Consider the following 17,710-nt stretch of genomic DNA (forward strand, 5'->3'; position numbering starts at 1 on the left):
CCATGCGCACCGAACAACCGAAGATGATCTACCTGAAGGACTATCAGGCCCCCGAGTACCTGATCGACGAGACCCACCTGACCTTCGAGTTGTTCGAGGACCACAGCCTGGTCCATGCGCAGCTGGTGATGCGTCGCAACCCCGCGCGCGGCGCCGGCCTGCCACCTTTGGTGCTGGACGGCCAGCAGCTGGAGCTGTTGTCGGTCAGCCTGTCCGACCAGTTGCTGAGCGCCAGCGACTACCAGCTCGATGACAGCCACCTGACCCTGCACCCGGCCAGCGCCAGCTTCACCGTGGACACCAGCGTGAAGATCCACCCGGAAAGCAACACCGCCCTGGAAGGCCTGTACAAGTCCAGCGGCATGTTCTGCACCCAGTGCGAGGCCGAGGGCTTTCGCAAGATCACCTATTACCTCGATCGCCCGGATGTGATGAGCAGGTTCACCACCACCGTGGTGGCCGAGCAGCACCGCTACCCGGTATTGCTCTCCAACGGCAACCCGATCGCCAGTGGTCCTGGTGAAGACGGCCGGCACTGGGCGACCTGGGAAGACCCGTTCATGAAGCCGGCCTACCTGTTCGCCCTGGTAGCGGGGGATCTGTGGTGCGTGGAAGACAGCTTCCGCACCCAGAGCGGTCGCGACGTGGCGCTGCGCATCTATGTCGAGCCGGAAAACATCGACAAGTGCCAGCACGCGATGAACAGCCTGAAGAAGTCCATGCGCTGGGACGAAGAAACCTACGGCCGTGAGTACGACCTGGACATCTTCATGATCGTCGCGGTCAACGACTTCAACATGGGCGCCATGGAAAACAAGGGCCTGAACATCTTCAACTCCAGCGCGGTGCTGGCCCGCGCCGAAACCGCCACCGACGCCGCGCACCAGCGGGTCGAGGCGATCGTCGCCCACGAATACTTCCACAACTGGTCGGGCAACCGGGTGACCTGCCGCGACTGGTTCCAGCTGTCGCTCAAGGAAGGCTTCACGGTGTTTCGCGACGCCGGTTTCTCCGCGGACATGAACTCGCGCACCGTCAAGCGCATCCAGGACGTGGCTTACCTGCGCACCCATCAGTTCGCCGAAGACGCCGGTCCGATGGCCCACGCCGTGCGCCCGGAAAGCTTTATCGAGATTTCCAACTTCTACACCTTGACCGTGTACGAAAAGGGCTCGGAAGTGGTGGGCATGATCCACACCTTGCTCGGTGCCGAAGGCTTCCGTAAGGGCAGCGACCTGTACTTCGAACGCCATGACGGCCAGGCCGTGACCTGCGACGACTTCGTCAAGGCCATGGAAGACGCCAACGGCGTCGACCTGAGCCAGTTCAAGCGCTGGTACAGCCAGGCCGGTACGCCACGGCTGGCGGTCAGCGCGGCCTATGACGCGGCGGCGAAAACCTACAGCCTGACCTTCCGCCAGAGCTGCCCGCAAACCCCGGACAAGGTGGAAAAACTGCCGTTCGTGATCCCGGTGGAACTGGGCCTGCTGGATTCCAAAGGGGCGGACATGGCCTTGCGCCTGTCCGGCGAAAGCGCTGCCCAGGGCGCTTCCCGGGTGATTTCGGTGACCGAGGCCGAGCAGACCTTCACCTTCGTCGACATCGCCGAACAGCCGCTGCCCTCGCTGCTGCGGGGTTTCTCGGCGCCAGTGAAGCTGAGCTTCCCCTACAACCGCGACCAGCTGATGTTCCTCATGCAGCACGACAGCGACGGCTTCAACCGTTGGGATGCCGGCCAGCAGTTGGCGGTGCAGGTGTTGCAGGAGCTGATCGCCCAGCACCAGCAGGGCCAGGCCCTGGTACTGGATCAGCGCCTGGTCAGCGCCCTGGGCACCGTGCTGGCGGATGACCGCCTGGACCCGGCCATGGTCGCCGAAATGCTCTCCCTGCCGGGCGAGGCCTACCTCACCGAAATCAGTGAAGTGGCGGATGTCGAGGCGATCCACGTGGCTCGCGAGTTTGCCCGCCAGCAACTGTCTGAGCACCTGTTCGACGCGCTGTGGAAGCGTTATCAGGCCAACCGTGCGCTGTCCAAGGCCACCGCCTATGTGGCCGAGTCCGAGCATTTCGCCCGTCGCGCACTGCAGAACATTGCCCTGTCGTACCTGATGCTGACCCGCAAACCCGAGGTGCTGGCCGCGGCCATCGAGCAGTTCGACAGCGCCGACAACATGACCGAGCGCCTGACCGCCCTGGCGGTGCTGGTCAACTCGCCGTTCGAGGCCGAGAAGGCCAAGGCCCTGGCGGTGTTTGCCGAGCACTTCAAGGACAACGCCCTGGTCATGGACCAGTGGTTCAGCGTGCAGGCCGGCAGCCCGTTGCCGGGCGGCCTGGAGCGGGTCAAGACGCTGATGCAGCACCCGGCGTTCAACCTCAAGAACCCGAACAAGGTGCGGGCGTTGGTGGGGGCTTTTGCCGGGCAGAACCTGATCAACTTCCACGCGGCCGACGGTTCCGGTTATCGCTTCCTCGCGGACCTGGTGATCGAGCTCAACGCCTTCAACCCGCAGATCGCCTCGCGCCAGCTGGCGCCACTGACCCGCTGGCGCAAGTACGACAGCGCTCGCCAGGCGCTGATGAAAGGCGAGCTGGAACGCATCCGCGCTTCCGGCGAGCTGTCCAGCGACGTATTCGAGGTGGTGAGCAAAAGCCTCGCCTGAGTGCTGTAGCCGCTGCCGCGCCTGCGGCCGCGGCTACAGGGTGGTTGTCAGTGCGGCGCTGAGGTCGTGGTGGTAGTTCTGCATGCCGATGGCATGCAGGATGCCGACCCGCTCCAGCTTGCCGTGCACCTTGAGGTTGGCCTCGCACAGCTTCACCACAATCCCGCGTTTTTGTAGCTGGCCGATCACTTCCTCCAGGGTCTGCAGGCCCGTAATGTCCATGAACGGCACATGCTTGAGGCGGATGATCAGCACCTGCGGGTCGCTGTGAGTCTGCGCCAGGGCCCGTTCGAAGGTCTCGGCTGCGCCAAAGAACAACGGCCCTTCGATGGTGTAGATCAGCACGCCCGGCGGCAGGCACAGCTGGCCACTGGCATGCAGCTCCTGTTGCAGGTCCTGTTCCACGACCTGTTGCACCTCCACCGAGGAGGCCATGCGCCGCAGAAAATGCAGCATCGCCAGGACCACGCCGATGTTCACCGCAATCACCAGGTCGCTGAACACCGTGAGCACGAAGGTGCACAACAGGATCGCCACATCGGCCCGCGGTGCCCGTTGCAGCATGCGCTTGAAGTGGTGCAGTTCGCTCATGTTGTAGGCCACGACGAACAGGATCGCCGCCAGCGCGCACAGGGGGATGTTCGCCGCCAGTGGCGCCAGAAACAGGATGATCAATACCAGCAGCAAGGCATGGGTAATGCCCGCCAGCGGGCTGCTGCCGCCATTGCGGATATTGGTGGCGGTACGGGCGATGGCGCCGGTGGCGGCGAATCCGCCGAACAGCGGTGTCGCCAGATTGGCGATGCCCTGGCCGATCAGTTCCTGGTTGGAGTCGTGGCGGGTGCCGGCCATGCCGTCGGCCACCACCGCCGACAGCAGCGACTCGATGGCGCCAAGCATGGCGATGGCAAAGGCCGGGCCGATCAGGTCCAGTATCCGCGGCAGGCTGATCTGTGGCAGTTGCAGGCTCGGCAGCCCCTGGGGAATACCGCCAAAGGCGCTGCCGATGGTGGCCACGCCGTCGAACTGGAACAGCGCCTGCAGGGCGGTGGCCAGGGTCATGGCGACCAGTGGCGCGGGCAGGCGCTTGAGCCGGGCAACCCGTGGTACGCCCAACAGCAGCGCCAGGCTGAACAGGGCCAGCAGGGTGGTTGCCAGGTGCAGTTGGGGCAGGGCTTGCAGCAGGTGCCAGAGCTTTTGATGAAAGTGTTCGCCGCTGACCGCCGGCAGGCCAAAGAAGTCTTTCCACTGGCTGACCCAGATGATCACCCCGATGCCCGCGGTGAAGCCGAGGATCACCGGGTCCGGGATGAACTTGATCAGCGCGCCCAGGCGGCTGATGCCCAGCAGGAACAGCATCAGCCCGGCCATCATGGTCGCCAGTTGCAGGCCGTCGACCCCGTACTGGGCGGTGACCCCGGCCAGAATCACGATAAAGGCCCCGGTAGGCCCGGCGATCTGTACCCGGCTGCCGCCAAACAGCGACACCAGCACGCCGCCGACGATGGCGGTGTAGATCCCCTGTTCGGGCTTGACCCCGGAGGCAATGGCGAAGGCCATGGCCAGGGGCAGCGCCACCACGCCGACGATTACCCCGGACAGCAGATTGCGGGTCCAGTGCGCGCGGCCCAACAACCCGGCTTTCCATGCTTCGCGTATGGCAATCATGCTGCACTCCTCAAGGTCTTCTGGCGGGTGACCCATGCCGCTCATCATAGCCAACAGTGGGTTGAGGGGATTGATGCCGTGGATCAATCTTTGGTCGCATCTGTGTCGTACGGCTGCACAGCCAGCGGTGTCTGGCGACTTGCCGGGCGCCCTCCAGGGGGACCGATCAACCCAGCGAATGCCCGAGTATTCAGGGGCGCGGTCAGGCGGGGTGGTTAACAAAAGATAACGTGGCGTCGATTGTCAGACCTTTCCAAAGCCCGATAGGATAGCCCGCAGCCGAAGGGGCTCTAGATTGCAGGTTTCAGGACGATTGTCATGATCGGCCCGACCTTCGCAGACCCTGGAAGGCGCCCTGAGAGGTTGAATGACCTGACAATAATAATGGGGGAATGGTCTATGAGTGAGCCTGTCATGGGTGTGGTTGTTGGCCGCCCGCCGGCGCTGCGCACGTTCGCACTGCTGGCTACAGCGCTCTCGCTGTTGGGTGTCGTGACGCTGTCGACACCGGCCCTGGCCGCTGCCACTGCAGCGGATACTGTCTATTCCATCGAATCGCCCAAGGCGGCGAAAAGCCTGATGCTCGATGTGGTCCACGCCGGCAAGCGCCTGGTCGCGGTGGGCGATCGCGGGCACATTCTCTATTCCGACGACCAGGGCGTGACCTGGGTTCAGGCTAAGGTGCCGACCCGGCAGTTGCTCACGGCGGTGTATTTCGTCGATGACCAGCACGGCTGGGCGGTGGGCCACGATGCCCAGGTCCTGGCCAGCGTCGATGGCGGTGCCACCTGGACTCAGCAGTTCCAGGACCTCAAGCGTGAGGCGCCGTTGCTCGATGTGTGGTTCAAGGACACCCAGACCGGCTACGCCGTCGGCGCCTACGGGGCCTTGCTGGAAACCAGTGATGGCGGCCAGCACTGGGAAGACGTCAGCGACCGCTTGGACAACGAGGATCAGTACCACCTCAACGCCATTGCCGAGGTCAAGGAGGCCGGGCTGTTCATTGTCGGCGAGCAGGGCAGCATGTTCCGCTCCGCCGATGGCGGGCAGACCTGGGAACGCCTCGAAGGCCCCTATGAAGGCTCGCTGTTCGGCGTGATCGGCACCGGCCAGCCGGCCACTCTGCTGGTCTACGGCCTGCGCGGCAACCTCTACCGCTCCACGGATTTTGGCAGCACCTGGGAGCAGGTGGAGTTGAACGCCGCCCGTGGCGCCCTGGAGTTCGGGCTCTCGGGCGCGACCCTCTTGGACGACGGCTCCCTGGTCATCGTCGGCAACGGTGGCAGCGTGATCCGCAGCACCGACCACGGCCAGACCTTCAGCGTGTTCAACCGTGCGGACCGCATTTCGCTGTCGGCGGTCACCGCCGCCGGCAGCGGCAACCTGATTCTGGCCGGGCAGGGCGGTGTACGGGTTTCTACAGCAACGGGCGCTGAACTCGGCCAGTAAGCCGGGCACATAATAAGAAGGTGGGGAATTCCATGAGCAGTCATCACCAGGACAAGGCGAACTTTCTTGAGCGCCTGATTTTCAACAACCGCCCGGCAGTGATCTTCATCTGCTTGCTGGTCAGCGCTTTCCTGTTCTGGCAAGCGACCCTGATCCGGCCGTCCACCAGTTTCGAGAAGATGATTCCGCTCAAGCACCCGTTCATCGAACGGATGATGGAGCACCGCAACGACCTGGCCAACCTGGGCAACACCGTGCGCATCTCGGTGGAAGCCCGCGATGGCGACATCTTCACCAAGGACTACATGGAGACGTTGCGGCAGATCCACGACGAGGTGTTCTACATCTCTGGTGTCGACCGCTCCGGGCTCAAGTCGCTGTGGAGCCCCAGCGTGCGCTGGACTGAAGTGACCGAGGAAGGTTTTGCCGGCGGCGAGGTGATTCCCCAGAGCTACAACGGTTCGGCCGACAGCCTCGAACAACTGCGCAACAACGTGCTCAAGTCCGGCCAGGTCGGGCGCCTGGTGGCCAACGACTTCAAGTCCAGCATCGTCGACATTCCGCTGCTGGAGTCCTACCCCGACCCGCAGGACCAGGGCAAGCTGCTGGCCCTGGACTACCAGAAGTTCTCCCACCAGCTGGAAGAAAAGATCCGCGACAAGTTCGAGGCGCAGAACCCCAATGTGAAGATCCACATCGTCGGCTTCGCCAAGAAGGTCGGTGACCTGATCGACGGCCTGATCATGGTGGTGATGTTCTTCGGCGTGGCCTTCATCATCACCCTGGTGCTGCTGTACTGGTTCACCTGGTGCATCCGCAGCACCATCGCGGTGTTGATCACCACCCTGGTGGCGGTGGTCTGGCAACTGGGCCTGATGCACGCTTTCGGCTTCGGCCTGGACCCGTACTCGATGCTGGTGCCGTTCCTGATCTTCGCCATTGGCATTTCCCACGGGGTGCAGAAGATCAACGGCATCGCCCTGCAGTCCAGTGATGCCGACAACGCCCTGACCGCCGCGCGGCGCACCTTCCGCCAGCTGTTCCTGCCGGGAATGATCGCGATCCTCGCCGATGCCGTGGGCTTCATCACCCTGTTGATCATCGACATCGGGGTGATCCGCGAGCTGGCCATCGGCGCCTCCATCGGTGTGGCGGTGATCGTGTTCACCAACCTGATCCTGTTGCCGGTGGCGATTTCCTACGTCGGCATCAGCAAGCGTGCCATCGAACGCAGCAAGAAGGACGCCTCCCGCGAGCACCCGTTCTGGCGCCTGCTGTCGAATTTCGCCAGCCCGAAAGTCGCGCCGATCTCGGTCGCCCTGGCCCTGGTGGCCTTCGGCGGCGGCCTCTGGTACAGCCAGAACCTGAAGATCGGCGACCTCGACCAAGGCGCTCCGGAGCTGCGTCCAGACTCGCGCTACAACAAGGACAACAACTTCATCATCAGCAACTACTCCACCAGTTCCGACGTGCTGGTGGTGATGGTCAAGACCGCGGCCGAAGGCTGTTCGCGCTATGAGGCCATGGCGCCGATCGACGAGCTGATGTGGAAGATGCAGAACACCGAGGGCGTGCAGTCGGCGATCTCCCTGGTGACCGTGTCCAAGCAGATGATCAAGGGCATGAACGAGGGCAACCTGAAATGGGAAACCCTGTCGCGCAACCCTGACGTGCTGAACAACTCCATTGCCCGGGCCGATGGCCTGTACAACAACAACTGCTCCCTGGCGCCGGTGCTGGTGTTCCTCAACGACCACAAGGCCGCGACCCTGGACCGCGCCGTGCATGCGGTGCAGGCGTTTGCCGCGGAGCACAACAAGGACGGCCTGGAGTTCATCCTCGCCGCCGGCAACGCCGGGATCGAGGCCGCCACCAACGAAGTGATCAAGGAATCCGAGCTGACCATCCTGATCCTGGTGTACATCTGCGTGGCCGGCATGTGCATGATCACCTTCCGCTCCTGGGCGGCGACCCTGTGCATCGTCCTGCCGCTGGTGTTGACCTCGGTGCTGGGCAACGCGCTGATGGCCTTTATGGGCATCGGGGTCAAGGTGGCGACCCTGCCGGTGGTGGCGCTCGGAGTGGGCATTGGCGTGGACTACGGGATCTATATCTACAGCCGCCTGGAAAGCTTCCTGCGCGCCGGCCTGCCATTGCAGGAGGCCTACTACCAGACCCTGCGTTCCACCGGCAAGGCGGTGCTGTTCACCGGCCTGTGCCTGGCCATCGGCGTGTGCACCTGGATCTTCTCGGCCATCAAGTTCCAGGCCGACATGGGCTTGATGCTGACCTTCATGCTGCTGTGGAACATGTTCGGCGCCCTGTGGCTGCTGCCGGCCCTGGCGCGGTTCCTGATCAAGCCGGAAAAGCTCGCCGGGCAGAAGGGCAACTCGCTGTTCGCTCACTGACCCAGGCGTTTTGAACAGCAAGCCGCACCCTCGGGTGCGGCTTTTTCATGCCTGTTCTCCAGCGTGAAATCCTCGGCGCGGCAAGGCATTGCGAGGTTCCTTGGGCGGCGCGCGTAGGCCGCATCGGCGGCGGGTGATGACAGGGCGCAATACTGGCCCGATCCTTGGGCGCCGATCAGCTATGATTGCGCCTTTCCATCTGATGATTGATCGCTATGACCGCTGCTACCGACACCTTGCTCACCGCCCTTGAAGCCTGCGACATGCTGGAAATCGACGGCTTGCATGCCTTCGACTTCACGCTCGATGAGCAGCGCCTGCTGATCGAGTGCATGGACGGCCGCGCCGCCAAGCGCTGGAGCTTCACCCTGGCCCAGATACAGGCCGCGACGTTCGACCAGGGCCTGCAGAGCTGGACCCTGGCCGGCGACTCCGGTGAGCACCGGCTGGTGTGCATGAGCGCGTTCAGTGCCCGTGACGAAGAGGAGGGTGAACATGAAGATGCGTAATTTCTGGCCCCTGTTGATGGCCGGCAGCGTCGGCGCCATGGCGGTCCAGGCCGCGCCGGCCAACGACATTCATGAGTTGCTGGTGGGGTCCTACACCCAGGGGCAGAGCCAGGGCCTGTATCGCCTGCATTTCAACGAGCGCACCGGGCAGATCGACCCCAAGCCGCTGCAAGTGGTCAAGAGCAGCAACCCGTCCTGGCTGACCCTGTCCAAGGACTTGAAGTTCGTCTTCGCGGTGAATGAGAACAGCCCGGGGCAGGCCGACCCCATCGGTCGTGTCAGCAGCTACAGCCTGGCGCCGAAAACCCATCAGCTGAGCCTGATCAACCAGGTGCAGAGCCAGGGCAACGAGCCGACCCATTCCAGCCTGAGCGCCGACGGCAGCTATCTGTTTGTCAGCAACTACTCGGTGGATGTGGACCCGGGCGGCAGCCTGGCGGTGATCCCGGTCAGCGCCGACGGTCACCTGTCGCCGGTGGTGCAGCTCACCAGCCATCCGGCCAGCCGGGTCGACCCCGAGCGCCAGCAGTCGGCCCACGTGCATTCCTCGGTGTCATCCCCGGATGGCCAGTTTGTGTTCGCCAACGACCTTGGCGCGGACAAAATCTTCGTCTACCGCTACGACCCCAAGGCCAACCCCGAGCATCCACTGAGCCCGGCCACCCCGGCCTTCGTCCAGCTGCCACCGGGCAGCGGCCCGCGCCATCTGCTGTTCAGCGCTGATGGCAAGCACGCCTACCTGACCATGGAAATGAGTGCCCAACTGGCGGTGTTCGACTACCAGGATGGCAAGCTGACCCAGCGCCAGATACTCGATCTGGCGGCCAGTGGTTCCAAGGAGAAGAAGGCCGCCGCGGCCTTGCACGCCTCCAAGGATGGCCAGTACCTGTATGTCAGCAACCGTGGCACCGCCAACCAGCTGCTGGTGTTCGCCATCGACCCGAGCAATGGTCAGCTCAAGGAAATCCAGCGGCGTTCGGTGGAGGGCGATCACCCACGGGAGTTCAGCCTCGATCCAAGCAACCGCTACGTGCTGATCGGCAACCAGAAGAGCAACGAGATTGTCGTGATCGAGCGTGACGCCAAGACCGGTTTCCTGGGCAAGACCGTGCAGAAACTGCCGTTCGATGCACCCAGCGATATCAAGTTCCTGGTGCGTCAATAGGCCGCAGGCCCCGGTATCCGGGGCCTGACTCCTTCTATTAATGACGCTGATAGTGGCTACTGCCGCAAAGAATTTTTTCCCGCCAACCCTCGGGAGTAAGTTTGCTTCACCGCCCACACGGGCAAGCAAGCCAACTGAATCCGAGGGTTACCAGCATGAACTTCAACCTCTTCTCCGTGATTGCAGCGTCCGCCATTTCCGCCACCGTGGCCCTGCCTGCCAGCGCCAGCGTGGAAATCAGCCAGAAGAAATCCAGCACCAACACCTACACCCAGAAGTACCTGCAACAAAGCGCCAACTTCTACGCCGCCCTGGATCACAAGGTGCAGAACTGAGCGTTGCCTTGCCACCCCCCACCGTTCGATCCCAGGTATGCAGGAGCGAAGTCACTGAAGCAGTGATGTCGCTCCTGCATCATCTGTTTGCGACTCATTCCACACGCCAGGCAAATTTTGCTTGGTAGTATCACATAGCCATATGTTTAAATTTGACGCTGAATTATTGACTCTTTCCCGAGCAAGGATCGATAGCATGGTAATGCGTCTGGCCGTGGTTCTGCTGTTGCTCTATTCCACCCCCATCCTGTCCTCCGCGCAGCCTGTCGAAGGCGAGCCGGAGACGTCCCGCGAACGTCTCAACAGCCTGTTGCAGGACTGACGCGCCGCGTTTTAGTTATCAAGAAAACTGATGATGGCTATGGATATAAACGTCTTTTTATCGGCGTTTTATTGATGGATCCTCTGGGCACGCAATCGCCTCAGGAGATCACCATGGCCCGTTCAATCCTCAGTTCCGCCAAGCATGGCGCCTATCTGGCGCTGGGTCTGTACCTGCTCGTGGTGCTCTGGGCCAGCCTTGCTTCGGGCTTGCCAAGCGCGGCGGCGCCACGGCAGGGCGGGGGCGGCAGCCCGGCGCTTCAAGCCGAGGCGGCGGTGCACTCATGAAAGGACACCGGCTGCTGATCACCGCCTTCCTGGCAGTGTTCACCAATGGCGCCAGCCTGCTGGGCGTCGGCCAGGGCTCCGCTGGAGCCTTGGCGCGCACGATCGAATGCAATCACCTGATCGCCCATCACAGCCAGGCGGCGAAGCCCCCGGCCTTGTTGGCGGGTAATCCGCCGATGAAGTCCCGGGCAGCCTTTCCCGGGCCTTTCGCGCTGGATTGCCCGCCGCCACGGGCGTGCCCGGCCATGGTGGCCTGAGAGGGGCGGGCGACAAAGAGAAGACGGGCCCCGGAACCGGGGCCCGTGTAACGGCGGATCAGTCCTTGGACGGACTGCGCTTGACCAGTTTCATCACCACCACGAAGAACACCGGCACGAAGATCACTGCCAGGGTCGCGGTGATCATGCCGCCGATCACCCCGGTGCCGATGGCCTGCTGGCTGGCCGAGCTGGCACCGGTGGCGATGGCCAGAGGCACCACGCCGAGGATGAAGGCCAGGGACGTCATGACGATCGGCCGCAGGCGCAGGCGCGCAGCCTGCACCGTGGCGTCGATCAGGTCATGGCCTTCGTCGTACAGGCTCTTGGCGAACTCGATGATCAGGATCGCGTTCTTCGCCGACAGGCCGATGATGGTGATCAGGCCCACCTTGAAGAACACGTCGTTGGGCATCCCGCGCAAGCTCACCGCCAGCACCGCACCCAGCACCCCAAGGGGCACCACCAGCAGCACCGAGGTGGGAATCGACCAGCTCTCGTAGAGCGCCGCCAGGCACAGGAACACGATCAGCAGCGACAACCCCAGGAGCATCGGTGCCTGGCTGCCGGACAGCCGTTCCTGCAGCGACAGGCCGGTCCACTCCAGGCCCAGCCCGGTGGGCAGTTGCGCCACCAGGCGTTCGATTTCCTGCATGGCCTCACCGGTACTGTGGCCAGGCGCCGGTTCGCCGGAGACGGCAATGGCCGGGTAGCCGTTGTAGCGGGTCAGCTGCGCCGGGCCCAGGGTCCAGCTGGCGCGGACGAAGGCCGACAGCGGCACCATCTTGCCGGCGCTGTTGCGCACGTTCAGGCGCAGCAGGTCTTCGACCTGGCTGCGCTGGTCGCCTTCGGCCTGGATCACCACCCGCTGCATCCGCCCCTGGTTGGGGAAGTCGTTGATGTAGGACGACCCCAGGGCGGTGGACAGCAGGCTGCCGATATCGGCGAAGGACACGCCGAGGGCGTTGGCCTGCTTGCGATCGACCTCCAGTTGCACCTGCGGGGCTTCGGCCAGGGCGCTTTCCCGGACGTTGGCCAGGATCGGGCTCTTTTCCGTGGCCTTGAGCAACTCGTCGCGGGCCTTCATCAGCGCGCCATGGCCGACACCACCACGGTCCTGCAGGCGGAACTCGAAGCCGCTGGAGGTGCCCAGGCCGTCGATCGGCGGCGGCAGCACGGCATACACCACGGCATCCTTGATTCCGCTGAGGGCGGCGTTGGCACGGTCGGCGATGGCCATCGCCGAGTCCTTGCCGCTGCGTTGCGACCAGTCCTTGAGCGTGGTGAAGGCCAGCGCCGCGTTCTGCCCGTTACCCGAGAAGCTGAAGCCGAGAATGATGGTGCTGTCGCCGACTCCGGGTTCGCCGGCGTTATGCGCTTCGATCTGTTCCACCACCTTGACCGTACGGTTCTGGCTGGCGCCGGGCGGCAGCTGGATGTCGGTGATGGTGTAGCCCTGGTCTTCCACTGGCAGGAACGAGGAGGGCAGGCGGCTGAACAGCAGCGCCATGATCGCCAGCAGCGCCAGGTAGATCAGCAGGTAGCGACCGGTGCGCTTGAGCGCATAGCTCACGCCGCCCTGATAGCGGTCGCTGAGGCGTTCGAAGCGCCGGTTGAACCAGCCGAAGAACCCCGTGCGCTCGTGGTGCTCGCCAGCGGCAATCGGCTTGAGCAGGGTCGCGCATAGGGCTGGGGTCAGGGTCAGGGCGAGGAATGCCGAGAACAGGATCGAGGTGGCCATGGACAACGAGAACTGCTGGTAGATCACCCCCACCGAGCCGGGCATGAAGGCCATGGGAATGAACACCGCCACCAGCACCAGGGTGATGCCGATGATTGCCCCGGTGATCTGCTTCATGGCCTTGCGCGTGGCTTCCTTGGGCGACAGGCCCTCGCTGGCCATGATCCGCTCGACGTTCTCCACCACCACGATGGCGTCATCCACCAGGATGCCGATCGCCAGCACCATGCCGAACATGGTCAGCACGTTGATCGAGAAACCCAGGGCCAGCATGGTGGCGAAGGTGCCCATCAGCGCCACTGGCACCACCAGCGTCGGGATCAGCGTGTAGCGGATGTTCTGCAGGAACAGGAACATCACCAGGAACACCAGCACCATGGCCTCGGCCAGGGTGTAGAGCACCTTGGTGATCGAGACCTTGACGAAAGGCGAGGTGTCGTAGGGGATCTTGTATTCCACGCCGGCCGGGAAGTAGCGCGACAGCTCGTCCATCTTGGCGCGGATCAGGGTCGCGGTATTCAACGCGTTGGCCCCGGGGGACAGCTGCACGCCAACCGCGGTGGACGGCTTGCCGTTCAGGCGGGTGCCGTACTGGTACTCCTGGCTGCCGACTTCGACCCGCGCCACATCGCCGATGCGCACCGTGGACCCGTCGGGGTTGGCGCGCAGGACGATATCGGCAAATTCTTCGGGGCTGGACAGCTGGCCCTTGACCAGAATGGTCGCAGTGATTTCCTGGCTGCCGGGGTTGGGCAGGTCGCCGATGCTGCCGGCCGGGACCTGGGCGTTCTGCGCCGCCACCGCGGCGTTGACGTCGGCCGGGGTCAGGTTGAAGCCGATCAGCTTCTGCGGGTCGAGCCAGATCCGCATGGCCCGCTCGGCGCCGTACAGCTGGGCCTTGCCGACACCGTCGACGCGGCGGATCTCGTTCATCACGTTGCGCGCCAGGTAGTCGCTGAGGGCGACATCGTTGAGGCGGCCGTCATTGGAGGTCAGGGTGATCAGCAGCAGGAAGCCGGCGGAGACTTTTTCCACCTGCAGGCCCTGCTGGGTCACTGCCTGGGGCAGGCGCGGTTCCACCGCCTTGAGGCGGTTCTGCACGTCCACCTGAGCCAACTCCGGGTTGGTGCCCGGCTGGAAGGTGGCAGTGATGGTGGCGCTGCCAAGGCTGCTCTGGGAGGAGAAGTACAGCAGGTGGTCGGCACCGTTGAGCTCCTGCTCGATCAGGCTGACCACCGACTCGTCCAGGGTCTGTGCCGAGGCGCCAGGGTAGGCCGCGTAGATCTCGATCTGCGGCGGCGCCACCGTGGGGTATTGCGCCACTGGCAACTGGGGGATCGCCAGGGCGCCGGCCAACAGGATGAAAAAAGCGACCACCCAGGCGAATACCGGACGGTCAATAAAGAATTGCGGCATGGGTACTACCTACTGGCCAGGGTTCTGGACGTGCGCAAGGGGGCTGGCGTCGATTTCCACCGGCTCGCCGGGACGGGCGTGTTGCAGGCCTTCGACAATCACTTGGTCACCGGGCTTGAGGCCGTCGGTGACGATCCACCGGTCGTTCTGTACTCCGCCCAGCTGTACCGGGTGTTGCACCACGCGGCTTTCGGTATCCACCAGCAGCACCTGGGCAATACCGGCGCTGTCACGCTGGATGGCCCGCTGCGGCACGCTGATGCCTTGCTGGTTGACCGCCTGTTCCAGGCGCACACGCACAAAGCTGCCGGGCAGCAGGTCGAGGTCCGGGTTGGGGAACTCGCTGCGCAGGATGATCTGCCCGGTGCCCGGGTCGACGCTGATATCGGCGAACAGCAACTTGCCCGGCAACGGGTAGAGGCTGCCGTCATCCTGAATCAGGGTGGCCTTGGCCTGGTCCTTGCCCACTTGCTGCAACTGACCGGCACGAAATGCCCGGCGCAGCTCGTTGAGTTCGCGGGTGGACTGGGTCAGGTCGGCGTGGATCGGGTCCAGCTGCTGGATCAGTGCCAGCGGCGTGGTTTCGTTCTGGCCGACAAGGGCGCCCTCGGTGACCAGGGCCCGGCCGACCCGGCCGGAGATCGGCGCGGTGACGGTGGCATAGCCGAGGTTGAGCTTGGCCCGCTGCACCGCGGCCTGGTTGGCGGCAACTTCGGCTGCGGCCTGGCGCGCGGTGGCCCGGGCATTGTCGTATTCCTGGCCGCTGATGGCCTGGTCGGCGATCAGCTTGGAATAACGCTGCTCCTGCAACTGCGCCTGGAAGGCCGTGGCCTCGGCCTTGCGCAGGCTGGCCTGGGCACTGTCCAGGTCGGCCTTGAACGGGGCCGGGTCGATGCGGAACAACACCTCGCCCTGCTTGACATCGGAGCCTTCGCGGAAGGTCCGTTGCAGCACCACCCCGGCGACTCGCGCGCGGACTTCGGCGATGCGCGGCGCGGCGATGCGCCCGCTGAGCTCGCTGGTGATGGACAGGGCCTGGCTCTGGACCGTCTCGACTCGCACCTTGGCCGGTGGTGGCGTTTGCTCGCCTTCGGTCTTGCCACACGCGCTCAGCGCCGCTGCCAGAACGACCAGGCAGAACGGCGCAAAGAGTTTATTCGACATGCTGATACCCCAATAATGACCTCGGCATGCTAAGGGCATGGGTCAAGGCCCGCTGTGAAGCTGTGTAGGTGCTGTGTGAAAAAGTGTGAAGCGGGCGCACTGGCGTGGCCCGGGTTGTATATCCTTGGCGCCTTGCTGGTTTTGCCCGGTGCCTTATAAAGAACGCCGGTATTCTGTACTTCTTCAATAAAGATCGCTCTCCATGCCCAATATTCTTCTTGTCGAAGACGACACCGCGCTGTCCGAACTGATCGCCAGCTACCTGGAACGCAATGGCTATCAGGTCAGCGTGATCAGCCGCGGCGATCAGGTGCGGGAGCGGGCCAAGGCCAGCCCGCCGGACCTGGTGATTCTCGACCTGATGCTGCCGGGCCTGGATGGCCTGCAAGTCTGCCGCTTGTTGCGCGCCGATTCAGCCACCTTGCCGATCCTGATGCTGACGGCTCGCGATGATAGCCATGACCAGGTGCTGGGTCTGGAAATGGGCGCCGACGACTATGTGACAAAACCTTGCGAACCACGGGTGCTGCTGGCCCGGGTTCGTACCCTGTTGCGCCGCAGCAGCCTCAGCGAGCCGCAGACCGCCAGCGACCAGATCCTCATGGGCAACCTGTGCATCGACCTGTCGGAGCGCACCGTGACCTGGCGCGAGCAGTTGGTGGAGCTGTCCAGTGGCGAGTACAACCTGCTGGTGGTGCTGGCCCGGCATGCCGGCGAAGTGCTGAGCCGCGACCAGATCCTGCAGCGGTTGCGGGGCATCGAATTCAACGGCACCGACCGTTCGGTGGACGTGGCGATCTCCAAGCTGCGCCGCAAGTTCGACGACCACGCCGGCGAGGCGCGCAAGATCAAGACCGTGTGGGGCAAGGGCTACCTGTTCAGCCGTTCCGAGTGGGAATGCTGATTCCATGCTGCGTATCCTGGTTCGCCTGTACCTGATCACCATCGTCGCCTTCAGCGCGGCGATCTACCTGATCCCGGACCTGGTGATCAAGGTCTTCCACGAGCGTTTCCTGGACTACAACCTGGAGCAGTCCCGGGGCCTGCAGGGCCTGATCGTCAAACAGTTCCGCGCGCTGCCGGCGGAGCAGTGGCCGACCCTGGTCAAGGAGATGGACGAGGAATTCCATCCGCTGCAGGTGGCCCTGGTGCGCATCGACGACCCGGACTTCAGCGACTACGAACGCGAGCGCCTGCAGCGCGGCGAGAAGGTGGTGCGCCTGGGCGACTGGGGCTGGCGGACCCTGGCGGTGTCGCCGCTCAATGAGCAATTGGCGGTGAAACTGGTGGTGCCGCCGGACCCGCTGGACGTCAACCTGCTGTACTGGAGCATCAACGTCCTGATCGTCGCCGTGCTGCTGGCCTGCCTGCTGCTCTGGGTGCGCCCGCACTGGCGCGACCTGGAACGCCTCAAGCGCACCGCCGAGCGTTTCGGCAAGGGCCACCTGGGCGAGCGCACGCAATTGCCTGCCAGCTCCAACATCGGCAGCCTGGCGAATGTCTTCGACACCATGGCCGGGGACATCGAAAAGCTCCTGAATCAGCAGCGTGATCTGCTCAACGCGGTGTCCCACGAGCTGCGCACGCCCCTGACCCGGCTGGACTTCGGCCTGGCCCTGGTGCTCTCCGACGACCTGCCGGCGGCCAGTCGCGAGCGCCTGCAAGGGCTGGTGGCGCACATCCGCGAGCTGGACGAGCTGGTGCTGGAGTTGCTGTCCTACAGCCGCCTGCAGAACCCCGCGAGTTTGCCGGAGCAGATCGAGGTGTCGCTGGACGAGTTCATCGACAGCATCCTCGGCAGCGTCGATGACGAGCTGGAATCGGACATCGTCATCGACGTCCTGCTGCACGGTGCCCTGGAGCGTTTCACCCTGGACCCGCGGCTGACCGCCCGCGCCTTGCAGAACCTGCTGCGCAACGCCACGCGCTATTGCGAGAAGCGTATCCAGGTGGGTGTGCTGGTCAGCGACGAGGGTTGCGAGATCTGGGTCGACGACGACGGCATCGGCATTCCCGACGACGAGCGCGAACGGGTGTTCGAACCCTTCTACCGCCTGGACCGCAGCCGCGATCGCGCCACCGGCGGTTTTGGCCTGGGCCTGGCCATCAGCCGCCGGGCCCTGGAAGCCCAGGACGGCACCCTGACCGTTGAAGCCTCGCCCCTGGGGGGCGCGCGTTTTCGCCTGAGCCTGCCACCTCCGAGCCTCCGCTGAAGGCCGCCATTACCCCACGTCGTGGAAGCGTTCGTGGCCCTGTAGCCGTTGCCGCAGGCTGCGAACACCGCGACTGCGGCGCGGCTCTGCAGTCACCCGCGCACTTCAAGAAAACG

At 64.1% G+C, this 17,710-nt stretch carries 14 protein-coding genes; 11 read left to right on the top strand and 3 right to left on the bottom strand.

Going from position 1 to position 17,710, the window contains the following annotated elements; all coding sequences use genetic code 11:
- Positions 1 to 2 precede the first annotated feature (2 nt).
- Positions 3 to 2,660 carry an aminopeptidase N gene (gene pepN, locus LXM55_RS01935; protein WP_233318101.1) on the top strand — a complete coding sequence of 886 codons (2,658 nt, stop codon included), beginning with the start codon at positions 3 to 5 and terminating at the stop codon, positions 2,658 to 2,660.
- Between the two features lie 33 nt (positions 2,661 to 2,693).
- On the opposite strand, the gene LXM55_RS01940 is transcribed toward pepN, so the two are convergent.
- Entirely contained in the window at positions 2,694 to 4,328 is a 1,635-nt protein-coding gene (locus LXM55_RS01940) for a SulP family inorganic anion transporter (RefSeq protein ID WP_233318102.1), read from the bottom strand.
- A gap of 399 nt (positions 4,329 to 4,727) precedes the next feature.
- Between LXM55_RS01940 and LXM55_RS01945 the strand changes: the two genes are divergently transcribed.
- The 8 genes from LXM55_RS01945 (at position 4,728) to LXM55_RS01975 (ending at position 11,060) form a co-directional block, all read left to right on the top strand.
- The gene (locus tag LXM55_RS01945; protein WP_233318103.1) at positions 4,728 to 5,777 is read left to right on the top strand and encodes a WD40/YVTN/BNR-like repeat-containing protein; all 1,050 of its coding nucleotides are present in this window, start codon (positions 4,728 to 4,730) and stop codon (positions 5,775 to 5,777) included.
- Between the two features lie 32 nt (positions 5,778 to 5,809).
- Positions 5,810 to 8,185, top strand: a complete 2,376-nt coding sequence (locus tag LXM55_RS01950) for an efflux RND transporter permease subunit (RefSeq protein WP_233318104.1) — start codon at positions 5,810 to 5,812, stop codon at positions 8,183 to 8,185.
- Positions 8,186 to 8,400: 215 nt separating this feature from the next.
- Entirely contained in the window at positions 8,401 to 8,694 is a 294-nt protein-coding gene (locus LXM55_RS01955; protein WP_233318105.1) for a DUF5629 family protein, read from the top strand.
- Positions 8,681 to 9,859: a lactonase family protein gene (locus LXM55_RS01960; protein ID WP_233318106.1), complete on the top strand. Its 1,179-nt coding sequence runs from the start codon at positions 8,681 to 8,683 to the stop codon at positions 9,857 to 9,859. The genes LXM55_RS01955 and LXM55_RS01960 overlap by 14 nt, the downstream gene beginning before the upstream one ends.
- Before the next feature lie 155 nt (positions 9,860 to 10,014).
- Entirely contained in the window at positions 10,015 to 10,194 is a 180-nt protein-coding gene (locus tag LXM55_RS01965) for a hypothetical protein (protein WP_233318107.1), read from the top strand.
- Between the two features lie 196 nt (positions 10,195 to 10,390).
- Positions 10,391 to 10,516 carry a hypothetical protein gene (locus LXM55_RS32390; RefSeq protein WP_267924090.1) on the top strand — a complete coding sequence of 42 codons (126 nt, stop codon included), beginning with the start codon at positions 10,391 to 10,393 and terminating at the stop codon, positions 10,514 to 10,516.
- A gap of 113 nt (positions 10,517 to 10,629) precedes the next feature.
- Entirely contained in the window at positions 10,630 to 10,803 is a 174-nt protein-coding gene (locus tag LXM55_RS01970; RefSeq protein WP_233318109.1) for a hypothetical protein, read from the top strand.
- Entirely contained in the window at positions 10,800 to 11,060 is a 261-nt protein-coding gene (locus LXM55_RS01975) for a hypothetical protein (RefSeq protein WP_233318112.1), read from the top strand. Before LXM55_RS01970 ends, LXM55_RS01975 begins: the two co-directional genes overlap by 4 nt.
- Positions 11,061 to 11,118: 58 nt before the next feature.
- Here the strand turns inward: LXM55_RS01975 and LXM55_RS01980 are convergent, their stop codons facing one another.
- Both LXM55_RS01980 and LXM55_RS01985 read right to left on the bottom strand, forming a co-directional pair.
- Complete coding sequence (locus tag LXM55_RS01980) at positions 11,119 to 14,217, bottom strand: efflux RND transporter permease subunit (RefSeq protein WP_233318113.1); 3,099 nt, start codon at positions 14,215 to 14,217, stop codon at positions 11,119 to 11,121.
- Positions 14,218 to 14,226: 9 nt separating this feature from the next.
- Positions 14,227 to 15,381, bottom strand: a complete 1,155-nt coding sequence (locus LXM55_RS01985; protein WP_233318115.1) for an efflux RND transporter periplasmic adaptor subunit — start codon at positions 15,379 to 15,381, stop codon at positions 14,227 to 14,229.
- Positions 15,382 to 15,583: 202 nt separating this feature from the next.
- Here LXM55_RS01985 and LXM55_RS01990 point away from each other — a divergent pair, with 202 nt between their 5' ends.
- Together LXM55_RS01990 and LXM55_RS01995 are read left to right on the top strand one after the other, a co-directional pair.
- A complete protein-coding gene (locus tag LXM55_RS01990) occupies positions 15,584 to 16,285 on the top strand; it encodes a response regulator transcription factor (protein WP_233318117.1) in 702 nt (233 codons plus the stop codon).
- Positions 16,286 to 16,289: 4 nt separating this feature from the next.
- Positions 16,290 to 17,594, top strand: coding sequence for an ATP-binding protein (locus tag LXM55_RS01995; protein ID WP_233318118.1), 1,305 nt, complete (start codon positions 16,290 to 16,292; stop codon positions 17,592 to 17,594).
- Positions 17,595 to 17,710 lie beyond the last annotated feature (116 nt).

It is taken from the genome of Pseudomonas sp. Au-Pse12 (genome assembly GCF_021341665.1).
GTDB lineage: Bacteria > Pseudomonadota > Gammaproteobacteria > Pseudomonadales > Pseudomonadaceae > Aquipseudomonas.

Excerpts from the sequence above, each read along its gene's own strand:
- pepN (WP_233318101.1), top strand. The coding sequence starts at position 3 with ATGCGCACCGAACAACCGAAGATGATCTACCTGAAGGACTATCAGGCC.
- LXM55_RS01940 (WP_233318102.1), bottom strand. The coding sequence starts at position 4,328 with ATGATTGCCATACGCGAAGCATGGAAAGCCGGGTTGTTGGGCCGCGCG.
- LXM55_RS01945 (WP_233318103.1), top strand. The coding sequence starts at position 4,728 with ATGAGTGAGCCTGTCATGGGTGTGGTTGTTGGCCGCCCGCCGGCGCTG.
- LXM55_RS01950 (WP_233318104.1), top strand. The coding sequence starts at position 5,810 with ATGAGCAGTCATCACCAGGACAAGGCGAACTTTCTTGAGCGCCTGATT.
- LXM55_RS01955 (WP_233318105.1), top strand. The coding sequence starts at position 8,401 with ATGACCGCTGCTACCGACACCTTGCTCACCGCCCTTGAAGCCTGCGAC.
- LXM55_RS01960 (WP_233318106.1), top strand. The coding sequence starts at position 8,681 with ATGAAGATGCGTAATTTCTGGCCCCTGTTGATGGCCGGCAGCGTCGGC.
- LXM55_RS01965 (WP_233318107.1), top strand. The coding sequence starts at position 10,015 with ATGAACTTCAACCTCTTCTCCGTGATTGCAGCGTCCGCCATTTCCGCC.
- LXM55_RS32390 (WP_267924090.1), top strand. The coding sequence starts at position 10,391 with ATGGTAATGCGTCTGGCCGTGGTTCTGCTGTTGCTCTATTCCACCCCC.
- LXM55_RS01970 (WP_233318109.1), top strand. The coding sequence starts at position 10,630 with ATGGCCCGTTCAATCCTCAGTTCCGCCAAGCATGGCGCCTATCTGGCG.
- LXM55_RS01975 (WP_233318112.1), top strand. The coding sequence starts at position 10,800 with ATGAAAGGACACCGGCTGCTGATCACCGCCTTCCTGGCAGTGTTCACC.
- LXM55_RS01980 (WP_233318113.1), bottom strand. The coding sequence starts at position 14,217 with ATGCCGCAATTCTTTATTGACCGTCCGGTATTCGCCTGGGTGGTCGCT.
- LXM55_RS01985 (WP_233318115.1), bottom strand. The coding sequence starts at position 15,381 with ATGTCGAATAAACTCTTTGCGCCGTTCTGCCTGGTCGTTCTGGCAGCG.
- LXM55_RS01990 (WP_233318117.1), top strand. The coding sequence starts at position 15,584 with ATGCCCAATATTCTTCTTGTCGAAGACGACACCGCGCTGTCCGAACTG.
- LXM55_RS01995 (WP_233318118.1), top strand. The coding sequence starts at position 16,290 with ATGCTGCGTATCCTGGTTCGCCTGTACCTGATCACCATCGTCGCCTTC.